This window comes from Mycobacterium sp. E3298, from assembly GCF_001666895.1.
GTDB lineage: Bacteria > Actinomycetota > Actinomycetes > Mycobacteriales > Mycobacteriaceae > Mycobacterium.
This window is the reverse complement of sequence record NZ_LZJB01000412.1, coordinates 1-12,452: the sequence shown is the minus strand read 5'-3', so window position 1 is coordinate 12,452 and position 12,452 is coordinate 1. Positions and strand designations below refer to the sequence as shown.

Below are 12,452 nucleotides of genomic sequence, written 5' to 3'. Positions count from 1 at the left end.
GAGCAGGACCATGGCCAGCGCGGTCAGCACGAAGATGCCGTTGGAGAACACCAGGCGATGGCCGCGTTTCGTGAGTGGGCGGGGCAGGAAACGGTCCTCGGCGACGAAGCTGGCCAGCGCGGGGAAGCCGTTGAAGCTGGTGTTGCAACCCGTGAACAGGATCGCCGCGGTCGACGCCTGAACTAGGAAGTACAGGACGTTGCCGATCACGCCGTGGCCGAAGACCGCCCGGGCTATCTCCGAAAGCATCGACGGGTATTCGTCGAGATAGGCCACGGCGTGCGTGACGTGGGTCAGCCAGCCCACACCAATGAGCAAGAACCCGAGGATGCAGGCCATCCACGTCAGCACGCGACGCGCGTTGGGGCCCTGCGGCTTTTGGAAGACGTTGACGGTGTTGGACACCGCCTCGACGCCTGTCAACGAGGTGCCGCCGTTGGCGAACGCACGCAACAGAATCAGGACCGTCGCACCCATCACCAAGCCGCCGCCCTGATGCACCGGCACCGCGCCGGCGATGTGCTGCGGATCGTATCGCGGTAACCCCCAGAACATTTCACGCACAAACCCGGTCAGGATCGTCACGGTGATCATCCCGACGAAGGCGTAGGTCGTCAATGCGAACGTGCGGCCCGACCGCCGCAGCCCGCGCAGGTTGGCCAGGCAGATCAGCACGACCGCCGCCAACGTGATCTCCAGGTGATAGGGCCGCAGCGGGGGAATCGCCGACACCACCGCCACTGTCGCCGCCGCGGGCTGCACCGCCACGGTCACCACGTAGTCGATCAGCAGCGCCGCCGCAGCAACCTGCGCCACCCGCGGACCGAAGTTCTCCCTCGCGACCGTGTAGGAACCGCCGGCCCGCGTGTAGGCCATCACGACCTCCCGGTACGACGCGCACACCAGCGCGAGAATCACCAAGATGACACCGGTGATCGGGAGCACCAACGCGTACGCCGCCATGCCGGCCGCCGGGAGCAGCTCGACCATGATCTGCTCGGTGCCGTACGCCGTCGATGAGATCGCGTCCGGCGAAAGCGCGCCGAGGGCAATGTGATTCGGCAGTCTCTCGCCGTCCAGCTGGTCGGTGGTCAACGGCTCCCCGAGGAAAAGCCGTTTGCACTTGTCGGTGAAGGAGAGCGGTATCTCGCCACTCGGTTGCGTCACAACATCCCTTTCTCGAGACCGGATTGCCTCATCCCGCGCGGGTGACCTCGGCGATGCGGGACTCGATGTCATAAGGCACGATCTGCGCGGCCGCGCCCGGGATCCGGCTGACCGCCCGGGCGATCTTGTCCGCGGTGCGATCGTGCAACAGGCGGCCCACGAGCGGCGAGTAGGTCCGGCGTGGCAGCAGGACGGTCGCCTTGGTATCCGGATGCTCGTTGAGCACCCGCAGGACCAATTCATGGGCGGCCCGACTCAGGTGCCGATCCGGACAGTCGATCAGGCGCAGCGGGGTGTCGTGTTCGAAAACCTCCCAGCGCTGCGACAACCGCGCTGCGTGATCCGAGTCGACCACGAAGTGCACGACGGTGAGCTCGTCGGCGTGAAGTCCGTTCGCGTATCGCATGGCCTCGACCTCCGCGAGGTCGACGGAGTCCACGAAGACGAATACCCGGTGCCGCGTGTATCGGGAGAGGACCGGCTTTTCCGTGCGCGACATCTCCAGCACGGACGCCTCCACGCGGTACTGCCGGTTGAGTCGCATCAACCCCAACACCAGTAGCGGGAATACGACGACGATGAGCCACGCGCCCTCGGTGAACTTGGCCACCGCGAAGATGCCCACCACGATCGTCGACAGGATCCCGGCCGACAGGTTGACCGCCGCCTTGCGCCGCCAGCCCGGGCCGCGCTCGGACAGATAGTGTTTGGTCATGCCGTAGCCGGCCATCGAGAAGCCGGTGAACACACCGATCGCGTAGAACGGCACCAATGCGTCAACCGAGCCGCCGGTGATGAGCAGCAGCGCGACCGACAGCGCGGTCAGGGCGATGATGCCGTTGGAGAAGACCAGTCGATGGCCGCGCTTCATCAACGGGCGGGGCAAAAAGCGGTCTCCCGCAACGAAATTGGCCAGCGCGGGGAAGCCGTTGAAGCTGGTGTTACCACCGGTGTAGAGGATGGCCGCGGTCGACGCCTGCACCAGGATGTACAAGACGTTGCCGACTGCTCCGTGGCCGAAGACCGCCCGGGCGATCTCGGACAGCATCGACGGGTATCCGTCGGAGTACGGGACGGCGTGGGTCACATGTGTCAGCCAGGCCACTCCCGCCAGCAGGAACGCGAGAATGCAGGCCATGATCGTCATCACCCGGCGGGCGTTGATGCCCTCCGGCTTGCGGAAGGTGGTGACCGTATTCGAGATGGCTTCCACCCCGGTCAGTGACGAGCCGCCGTTGGCAAACGCACGCAACACGATCAACAGCGTCGCGCCCATCACCAGGCCGCTGCCCTGGTGGACGGGCACCGCTCCGGCGATGTGCTGGGGATCGTAGACCGGCAGGTTGCCGATCAGTTCACGAATGACGCCGACCACGATGGTCAGCGAGACCATGGCCACAAAGGCGTAGGTGGGCAACGCGAAACGCGCGCCGGCTTCCCGCAACCCGCGCAGGTTGGCAAAGCACATCAACAGCACCATGCCGACCGTGATCTCGAGGCTGTAGGGGCCAAGGACCGGTAGCGCCGAGGCCACCGCCACCGTGCCCGCCGCGCATTGCACCGCGACGGTGACGACGTAGTCAATCAGCAGGGCGGCCGCGGCGACCTGCGCCACCCGGGGACCGAAGTTCTCCCGCGCAACGACGTAGGACCCACCGGACCGCGTATAGACCATCACCACCTGGCGGTAGGACGCGGCGACCAGCACCAGGATCAAGAGAATGACCCCGGTGATGGGAAGCAACAGGGCGAACGCGGCCATCCCCGCCGCCGGCAGCAGCTCGATCATGATCTGCTCGGAGCCGTAGGCGGTCGATGAGATCGCGTCGGGTGAGAGCACGCCGAGCGCGACCGGGTTGGACAACTTCTCGTGCTCGAGCTGCGAGTTGATCAGGGGTTTACCGAGCAAGCCTCGTTTGCAGACGTCGGAGAACGACGACGACCATGCCTTGTGATCAACGGTCCGTCGCTCAGCCAAAGGTGTTGCCACAGGCGATATTCCTTCCCCCAAGCATGACATTTGCCCCCTTCGATCCGGGAACCCGCCGAAAGAGTATCTGCCACAATTGTTTTTGTCGCCCTACCGTCCGCGACCTAGAAGAACAAACACAGGAGATTGGCAGAATAATTGCCAGGACACTCCCAGCGGGGTGACCTGGATGTAACAAACAAGCGCCAATCGGTAATGCAGATGCCTTTCTCTGGCACCCGGGACGGCTCGAAAAGTCCGACGCGAAACCCGTTGTGATGTATGGCACTTGGTAGCCGACACCCAGCCCGCCGCGCCGAGGAGCCGATGACCAGCATCACCACAGGAACGTCAAAGGTGTTGTACAGCAAATCTTCTAACACGGCTGACCGCCACCACTAATATAGCAATTCACACAAGTCATGGTTGTATTAATTGAGTTCTGTTGCGCTCCAGCGCAATCGGAGGGCGTATTTGTACGCTCCGGGCCTCTGCTCTTGCACGGTGGATGCGTTCAGTCTCACCGCACTCCAAATCTGTCTGTTAGCATCGAATTAGATCTCCATTTCCTTGGAGTAGCGCGTGACACCCGCCTAAGCGAAATAAGTGCTTGTGCCACATGGGTTTCGCGTCTCTGCACCACCGGACGCATGGAGAAAACCAATCCAGGTCGACGTTCACCGGAGGGTAGTAATTGTTTCGCGGAGGGATAGGACCTCATGAGCCAGTGCATCATCGTCAGCGGTGATGACGCGCTCGCGTCGACGATCGTCGATGAGCTGAAGCGGGCGGGCGCGCGCGTCGCCAGGCTTCTCGATTCGGAACTCGCGGGCGCCCGGGTCAAGACCCAGCTCGCCAGGGCGGGCGTCACCACGGCGTCCGCTGTCGTGTGCGCGGGAGACGACGACGCGACGAACCTGGAGATTGCGCTGCTGGCGCGGAAGGCCAACCCGGACATCCGTGTGGTGGCGCGGGTGGCCAACGACGTGTTGCGCGAAGCGGTCGCTGCCGACGAGGGGCCCAGCTCCATCCTGGGCGTCGCGGATCTGGCGGGGGCCGCGGTCGTCGAGGCGTGCCTGGCACGCACCACACATCCCTTCGAAGTGGCAGGTATCGAATTCGTGGTCTTCGGCGCCGAGGCGCCGTTCGACGCGTCGCTGCGCGAGATCTATGGCGACCTCGCCCCGGTCGCGATGGTGCACAACGAGGACGCCGACCACCCCGGTGAGGTCGTGGTGTGCCCCGGGCGCGATTTGCGGGTCAACGCCGGCGACTGGACGGCAATGATCGGCACCACCGAGGAGGCGGCCGCCTGCGGCGTCAAGGTGCCACGTAACCCGAAGATGCGGTCGCGCCAATCCCGGCTGCGCCGTGTCCTCTACGCGGTGCGGGCCCTGCCCAACGAGGTCAATCCCGCTTTCTACCCGCTGATAGCCGCCCTCGTCCTCTTGATCATCAGCTCGACGACCCTGCTGCACTTTTCCTACACCCACCCAGGCATGTCCTGGACCGACGCTTTCTACTTCACCAACGAGACCATCACCACGACCGGATACGGCGACTTCAGCTTCGCCAAACAGCCGACCTGGCTGCGCCTGTACGCCGCCGTGCTGATGTTGGCCGGCGTCACCACCACCGCATTGCTGGTCGCCTTCATCGCCGATGTGCTGCTGTCGCGCCGATTCCTCACGTTGTCCGCCCGCCCGCGGGCGCGACACCTGCGCAACCACATCATCGTGGTGGGGTTGAGCGCGCTGGGGGTCCGGGTCGTGACCGACCTGACCGACGCGGGCTACGACGTGGCGGTGATCGAGCGCGACCCGAACAACCCCTTCCTGTCGACGACGGCCGACCTCGACGTGCCGGTTATCTTCGGGGACGCGACATTGCGCCAGACGATGGAAGCCGCCCGGGTGGACACCGCTCGGGCGGTGGCGGTGCTGACCCGAGACGACATGGTCAACATCGAGACGGGAATCGTGGTCCGCGAGATGTTGGGTTCCGAACCGGCACCCGTCGGCAACCGGTGGAGCAAGGTTCCGCTCGTGTTGAGGGTGTACGACCACGACCTGGGCTCGGCGGTCGCGCAGCGGTTCGGATTCGAAAACGTCCGTTCCACAGTCGAACTGGCCGCGCCCTGGTTCATCGGCGCGGCAATGGGCCTGCAGGTGCTCGGGACGTTCTCGGTGGGGAACCGGTCGTTTCTGATCGGCGGGATGTATGTGCAGGCCGGTAGCGAACTCGACGGTCTGCAGATGTTCGAGGTGTCTACGCAAACGCGGGTGATCGCGGTCACCCGCGACGACGCCCCGGTTCGGCTGCACCCGCGCCGCGATTCCCGGCTAAGCGCCGGTGACACCGTCTACCTGGTCGGTCCGTACCGGGAGCTCATCGCCACCCTCCGCAAGGGGCAGCCCGCGCCCCAGCCGATCACGGATGACCAACAGGCTGGTCGTGATTGCGGTTGCGACGAACCAGCAGCGGTTTCGAATGAAGACAACGTTCGCCGCCTGGAACCGATCAGAGGAGCGCGCGGTATAGCCAGCCATTGACCACAGCACAACGTTCGTCGACCCGCGGGCCGCAAGCCCGGGTCGCGACCGCGCGGCGCAGGGCCGCCGCGCATCAACAGCAAATCATGCAGGGGGAAAGGCTTTGTCGTCCACAATTCGCACGATCGGCATCGGTGCAGGCATCCTCCGGTCGGCTGAATAGGCACCCGAATGGATTTTGCGACGCTACCGCCCGAAGTCAACTCGGGCCTGATGTATGCCGGTCCGGGGTCGGGGCCGATGCTTGCCGCCGCCGCGGCATGGGAATCGGTTGCGGCGGAATTGCATTCGACGGCCAGCTCGTATGAATCGGTGGTTTCCGGTCTTACCGCCGGACCGTGGCTGGGGCCGTCATCGGTGATGATGGCCGCCGCCGCCAACTCCTACGTGGCGTGGTTGAGCGGCACCGCCGCGCAGGCGGAGCAGACCGCTGCGCAAGCCACTTCGGCCGCCGCCGCCTACGAGGCCGCGTTCGCGGCGACGGTGCCGCCGCCGGAGGTCGCGGCCAACCGCAGCCTGCTCGCGGCGCTGGTCGCCACGAATCTGTTGGGGCAGAACACCCCCGCGATCGCCGCCACCGAAGCCCAATACGGCGAGATGTGGGCGCAAGATGCGGTGGCAATGTACGGCTACGCGGGGTCAGCGGCGGCGGCCACCCAGCTGACGCCATTCACCCCGCCCCAGCAGAACACCGACCCCGTCGGATCGGCTACGCAGGCAAGCGCGCTGAGCCAGGCCGCCGAGCTGCCCGCCGGGTCGGCGGCCTCGACGACCGGGGCGGCGGGCGGCGCGGCGTCCGCGCTGGGGGTGAACACACCGTTGGACCTGATCAACGTCGGCGCCGACGCGATCGCCTACGGTGTCGACGCCCCGCTGGCCCCACTGGGAGCGGTGTCGATGCCCATCGACCTCGTCGGCGCGGAAACCGGTCTGCACACGGACGACATCGTCAGCGACTGGGATGCGAACGGCGCGCCCCTGTCGATAGTCAGGTCAGTGACGCCGCCAGACGCGGTGGCCACGCCGAATGTGTTGTCGCGCACGGTGTCCGCCGGTCTCGGCGAGTCCGACTCAATCGGCCGCCTTTCCGTTCCACCCACCTGGGCGGCGGCGACCCCGGCGGTACGCCCGATCGCGTTGGCGCTCCCGGCCGCGCCCGCCGCTGCGGCCGTCGCGGCGCCGAGCCTCGAGAGCACGTTCGGCGAGATCGCCCTGGCCGGCACGGCCGGACGCGCCATCCGCGAGGCGTTCGCGGGTAACCGTGTCCGCGTGCCGTTCGCCGCGGAACCGGTCGGCCGCCAGTCCACTGGCGCGGAAAAGGCGGAAGAAGGGCCCGCGGAGGACGAGCCGCGCACCGTGGTGACGGGGATCGCCGCCGAGATCCGCGAGTTCGCCAGGCTGCGCGACGAGGGGTTGATCTCCGACGAGGAATACATCGAGCAGAGAAATCGTCTGCTGGGGCGCTGAACCGTTAGAAGTTCAGCCCGGAGAACATGATCCGGTTCGGGTCGTACCTCTGCCGCACGGTCGTCAGCCGGGACAGGTTCGAGCCGAAGTAACGCGCCGGGGCGGCGTTGGCCTCCAGGTAATTGACGTATCCCCCGACCGAGATCTGTTGCACCGCTTGGTGTGCGGAGGTCAGCCAGGTGTTCGCGGCGGCGACCTGGCTGCCCGTGGGTTCGACGTACCACTGCAGAACCGCCGACTGATTGCGCCACGGGAACGCGGTGTCGCCCGGGGCCACGTCGGCGACGGCACCACCGAGGGGGTCGACGAGGACCGACGCCTGTCCGGCGCCGGCGGGCCACTGCCCGATCGCGGTAGCAATCGCGTGCGCCGCAGCGGAATCCACCGGGCCGATGACGTCCGACCCGGCCACGAACGAGCGCGCCGGAGGGTTGGAACTGCCGCCGGCCAGGAACATCACCAGATCCGTGCGGTTCATCGTCTTGTTCGACACGGCGGTCGGCGCCACCCCCACCGCGGACTTGATCGCGTCGGCCACGCCCGAGCCCGCTCCCGCGGGACAGGTCGCCAGCACGTGGCAGTTCGGGGCGGAGCCGATCATGAGATCCACGATGCCCCAGGCGTTTCGGTCCGCGCCGTTGAGCCAGGACTGCCACCCGACCAGCACCTGCGTGGCCGACGCGGGCGGGAAGTCGAGCCGCACGACGTCGCTGTCCGAGGTGGCGAAGGTGGAGAACGTCATCGACGTCGTCACGCCGAAATTGCCGCCGCCGCCGCCCCGGAGCGCCCAGAACAGATCCGGGTTGTCGTTGGCGGAAGCCGTTACCACGTCCCCGCTGGGCAACACCACCGTGGCGGACTGCAGCGCGTCACAGGTCAGGCCCGCGTGCCGGGTGTCGGGCCCGATGCCGCCACCGAGAGCGAGCCCCGCGACGCCGACGGTGGGGCAGGTGCCGCTGGGGATCGCGCGCCCGGCACCGGTCAACGCCTGGTGGATGGCGTACAGGGTGGTCGCGGGGGTCACGGTGAGGTTGTTGCCGTCGAAGTTGGCGCCACCGGGAAGTCCACGCAGGTCGAGCACCATCGTGCCGTTCGCGGCGGACGCACCGACGTAGGAATGGCCGCCGCCGCGGGGCGCGATCTTGAGGTTGTTGGCCGTCGCGAACGCGATCGCCTTCTGCACATCCGCCTGTGACGAAACCGTCACCACCGCAGCGGGAGAGGAACTGTCGTAAAACGAGTTGAAAACCTTTTTGCTGGTTGAGAATTGGGCACTGTTGGCGGGCAGCACGACGCTGCCGCCGATGGAGGACGCCAGGCCGCCCCAACCGGCCGGGGGGTCGGCGGCCGCGCGCGAGGTGCCGAAAACGGCGCCGGTGGCCAACATTCCGACGGCGCTGCGTAGAAACGCGTGGCGCGAGATGCCGCGCTGCAAGGACGGGTCCAGGGGACGGCTGCGATTAGTCGTCATGTGCGGAGATTCTTAAACATTTCTCACGCAAAAGCGCGGCACCGGCGCCCGTGTCAGATCACAGTGTGGAATCGATCCGTCGAGCGGCTTGACGAGGCACGCGGCGCAATAATCGACGCCGCGGCCGCCACCGGGCCACAAAACGCTTATTTGTGCGAACCTTTACCCCACCGTGTCGCAAACGTGACAGTGATAGCTCAGAGTTCACAACGTGATTCGAGTGCATCCGGCGCACTCCACGACCGAGGGGGAGGCCGCATGAAGGCACCGGGACGAACGAACCGCTGGATCGGGGTCTTTCGGAACCAGCCCCTGACCGTTCGTCTGCTGGCCGCGGCCGCCGCCCTGCTCACCGCGGCGTCGGCGCTGGCCGCGCCGGTGCGGGCGGACAATCCCGACGACAACTTCATCGACGCGCTCAACCACGCCGGCATCGACTTCGGCGAACCCGGGAACGCGATGTCCGTGGGCCAGTCCATCTGCCCGATGCTCTCCCAGCCGGGCGGCAACTTCGCCGCGGCCGCGTCCAGCGTCTCCGGCCGGGGCATGTCACCCGCCATGGCGCGGATGTTCACCACGATCGCGATACAGACCTACTGTCCCGAGCAGATGGCGAACCTGGCCAGTGGCAATCTGTCCGTCCCGCAGATGCCGGGCATGCCCGGCATGGGGGGACAACTGCCCGGCATGGCGGGGCAGCTACCCGGAATGGCCGGGCAAGTGCCCGGACTGCCGCGGCAGATCCCGGCCGTGCCGGGTATCTAACCGGTGCCCAGCGGGTCGATGGTCCACGCGATATAGACCATCGCCGCGGCGACGGTCGCGGTGGTGACGAAGTCGATTCCCTTGCTGCGCACCACCAGAAGGCCGGACCGCTCGTCGGAGAGCACCAGCCGCAGCGCGGCCGCCAGGCCGACGCCGATGCCGATCAGCAGCGAACCGCGCCGCCAGAAGTTGGCCCCGACCAGTGCGAGTGCGGTGGCGAAAGTCAAGCCCACCAGCAGGATTGGCCACTGGGCCCGGACCACGGACCGCGCGCTCATGCCCGTTCGGCGAGCTCGACGACGTTGCTCAGCAGGAACGCCCGGGTCAACGGGCCGACACCGCCGGGGTTCGGCGACACGTGCCCGGCCACCTCCCACACGTCGGGGTGCACGTCGCCGACCAACCCGTCCTCGGTTCGGCTGACGCCCACGTCGACGACCGCGGCGCCCGGGCGCACCATGTCGGCGGTCAGCATGTGCGGCACCCCGACGGCGGCCACCACGATGTCCGCCTGCCTCGTGTACGCGGCGAGATCGCGAGTCCCGGTGTGGCACAACGTCACCGTGGCGTTCTCGGAACGGCGCGTCAGCAGCAGCCCCAGCGGGCGGCCGACCGTCACACCGCGGCCGATGATCACCACATGCGCCCCGGCGATCTCGACGTCGTAGCGGCGCAGCAGGTGCACGATCCCGCGGGCGGTACACGGCAGCGGCGCCGGAACGCTGAGCACCAACCGGCCCAGGTTCGTCGGGTGCAGACCGTCGGCGTCCTTATTCGGGTCGACCCGCTCCAGGGCCGCGTTCTCGTCGAGATGTTTCGGCAACGGCAACTGCACGATGTAACCGGTGCAGTCTGGGTTCGCGTTCAGCTCGTCGATGGTTTCTTCCAGCGTCGCGGTGCTGATGTCGGCGGGCAGGTCCCGGCGGATCGACGTGATCCCGACCTTGGCGCAGTCCGCGTGCTTGCCCCGGACGTAGGCCTGCGACCCGGGATCGTCACCGACCAGGATGGTGCCCAGCCCGGGGGTGCGGCCCGACGCGGTCAGGGCGGCGACCCGTTGTTTGAGGTCGACAAAGATCTCGTCGCGGGTGGCCTTGCCGTCCAGTGTGATTGCGCCCACGCCTGACAGTCTGGCACGGCGGGCGACTCCTACGTCGACGGCAACCCGTCCTGCAGGCGCATCGCGAGACATAACCCAGTGCGAGCGGAATCGGCGAGTCGTCGCCACTGGTTATGTGTCGCGGAGCGGGAAGGTGGCTTCGCCGGGCTTGCGGCCGCCATTAAGCTCCGGATATGTCAACCCCTCCGGACGTGTTCAGCCCGGCCAAGCTCGGCCCGATCACGCTGCGCAACCGCACCATCAAATCGGCCACCTTCGAGGCCCGCACGCCCGACACCCTGGTGACCGACGACCTGATCGAATACCACCGGCTGCCCGCCGCGGGCGGCGTGGGCATGACGACCGTCGCCTATTGCGCCGTCTCCCCCGGCGGCCGCACCGAGGGCAACGGGATCTGGTTGCGGCCGGAGGCGGTGCCCGGATTCCGCCGGCTCACCGACGCGATTCACGCCGAGGGCGCGGCGGTGAGCGCGCAGATCGGCCACGCCGGTCCCGTCGCCAACGCCAAGACCAACAAGGCCAGGGCGCTGGCCCCGGTGCGGTTCTTCAACCCCATCGGGATGCGGTTCGCCAAGAAGGCGAGCCGTGAGGACATCGACGACGTCATCGAGGGGCACGCCAACGCGGCGCGGCTGGCCATCGAGGCCGGCTTCGACGCGGTCGAAATCCACTTGGGCCACAACTACTTGGCCAGCTCGTTTTTGTCGCCGCTGATCAACCGCCGCACCGACGAGTTCGGCGGATCGCTGGAGAACCGTGCGAAGGTGGCCCGCGCCATCGTCATGGCCGTGCGCCGCGCGGTGGAAAAGGAGGGCACGCCGATCGCGGTCACCGCCAAGCTCAACATGACCGACGGCGTCCGCGGCGGAATCTCCATCGAGGAATCGCTGACCACCGCCAAGTGGCTGCAGGACGACGGCGGGCTGGACGCGATCGAACTCACCGCGGGCAGCTCCCTGGTCAACCCGATGTACCTCTTCCACGGTGACGCACCGCTCAAGGAGTTCGCCGCGGCGTTCAAGCCGCCGCTGAGTTGGGGCATGCGCATGACGGGCAAGAAGTTCCTGCGCGAGTACCCCTACCGCGAGGCCTATTTGTTGCGGCACGCCAAGCTGTTCCGCGCCGAGCTGACGATGCCACTGATCCTGCTCGGCGGCATCACCAACCGGGAAACCATGGACCTGGCGATGGCGGAGGGGTTCCAATTCGTCGCGATGGGCCGGGCGCTGTTGGCCGAGCCCGACCTGATCAACCGGATCTCCGCCGATGGTGCCGCGCACAGCGTGCATTCCGCGTGCACGCACTGCAACAAGTGCATGGCCACCATCTACACCCGCACCCAGTGCGTGGTCACGGGCGCCCCCGATCTGCTAGCGCGCTGACGATGCGCGCCGCATAGCGGCGTGAGGAGGAAGCGGGCAATCCGACCCAGCGCGCTGACGAGAGCGGCCCCGCATACGCACATTTGGGGCTCAGGGTCGCCTTGGTTTCACGCGATACAGTTGGTTCGATGAGTGCACCAGCCCCGCCCGTCCTGACCGTTCGTTATGACGGGTCAGAACGCACCTTTGCCGCCGGTCACGACGTCGTGGTCGGGCGGGATCTGCGCGCCGACATGCGCATCACCCACCCGCTCATCTCCCGCGCGCACCTGTTGCTGCGCTTCGACCAGGGCCGGTGGCTGGCGATCGACAACGGTTCGCTCAACGGCACTTTCGTGAACGGCCGGCGGGTGCCGGTCGTCGACATCCACGACGGTCAGTGCCTCAACATCGGGAACCCGGACGGGCCGCAGCTGATGTTCGAGGTCGGGCGGCACCAGGGGATGGCGGGGCGCCCCCCGCAAACCGAATCGATGGGCATCCCGGTGGCCGCGCATCCGTCCGGGACGGCGTGGTCGGCCGCGCCGGCCGGCCCACCCGTCGCCGGCCCACCCGTCGC

Annotated in this window: 9 protein-coding genes and 1 pseudogene; 5 read left to right on the top strand and 5 right to left on the bottom strand. The window is 67.2% G+C overall.

Annotation, left to right across the window (positions count from 1 at the left end):
* Window positions 1–1,167: APC family permease (locus A9X05_RS19570; RefSeq protein WP_156736844.1), on the bottom strand; the 1,167-nt coding region annotated here is incomplete at its 3' end.
* Between the two features lie 52 nt (window positions 1,168–1,219).
* A pseudogene (locus A9X05_RS19565) lies at window positions 1,220–3,145 on the bottom strand (APC family permease); the annotation flags it as partial.
* Window positions 3,146–3,855: 710 nt separating this feature from the next.
* Between A9X05_RS19565 and A9X05_RS19560 the strand changes: the two are divergent.
* A complete protein-coding gene (locus A9X05_RS19560; RefSeq protein ID WP_082971017.1) occupies window positions 3,856–5,688 on the top strand; it encodes an NAD-binding protein in 1,833 nt (610 codons plus the stop codon).
* Window positions 5,689–5,859: 171 nt separating this feature from the next.
* Window positions 5,860–7,155 (top strand): PPE domain-containing protein, encoded by a 1,296-nt coding sequence (locus tag A9X05_RS19555; RefSeq protein WP_067783519.1) that lies wholly within the window; start codon window positions 5,860–5,862, stop codon window positions 7,153–7,155.
* 4 nt (window positions 7,156–7,159) lie between these two features.
* On the opposite strand, the gene A9X05_RS19550 is transcribed toward A9X05_RS19555, so the two are convergent.
* The gene (locus A9X05_RS19550) at window positions 7,160–8,590 is read right to left on the bottom strand and encodes an FAD-binding oxidoreductase (RefSeq protein ID WP_067783516.1); all 1,431 of its coding nucleotides are present in this window, start codon (window positions 8,588–8,590) and stop codon (window positions 7,160–7,162) included.
* Window positions 8,591–8,884: 294 nt separating this feature from the next.
* Between A9X05_RS19550 and A9X05_RS19545 the strand changes: the two genes are divergently transcribed.
* Window positions 8,885–9,391, top strand: a complete 507-nt coding sequence (locus A9X05_RS19545) for a DUF732 domain-containing protein (protein ID WP_067783514.1) — start codon at window positions 8,885–8,887, stop codon at window positions 9,389–9,391.
* Here the strand turns inward: A9X05_RS19545 and A9X05_RS19540 are convergent.
* Window positions 9,388–9,669 (bottom strand): DUF3017 domain-containing protein, encoded by a 282-nt coding sequence (locus A9X05_RS19540; RefSeq protein WP_067760322.1) that lies wholly within the window; start codon window positions 9,667–9,669, stop codon window positions 9,388–9,390. The two genes, A9X05_RS19545 and A9X05_RS19540, sit on opposite strands and share 4 nt — an antisense overlap.
* Window positions 9,666–10,511: a bifunctional methylenetetrahydrofolate dehydrogenase/methenyltetrahydrofolate cyclohydrolase gene (locus A9X05_RS19535; RefSeq protein WP_067760324.1), complete on the bottom strand. Its 846-nt coding sequence runs from the start codon at window positions 10,509–10,511 to the stop codon at window positions 9,666–9,668. Before A9X05_RS19535 ends, A9X05_RS19540 begins: the two co-directional genes overlap by 4 nt.
* Window positions 10,512–10,684: 173 nt before the next feature.
* Between A9X05_RS19535 and A9X05_RS19530 the strand changes: the two genes are divergently transcribed.
* Window positions 10,685–11,893 (top strand): NADH:flavin oxidoreductase, encoded by a 1,209-nt coding sequence (locus A9X05_RS19530; protein WP_067760327.1) that lies wholly within the window; start codon window positions 10,685–10,687, stop codon window positions 11,891–11,893.
* 128 nt (window positions 11,894–12,021) lie between these two features.
* A partial coding sequence (locus A9X05_RS19525) for an FHA domain-containing protein (protein WP_156736840.1) occupies window positions 12,022–12,452 on the top strand: 431 nt, incomplete at its 3' end.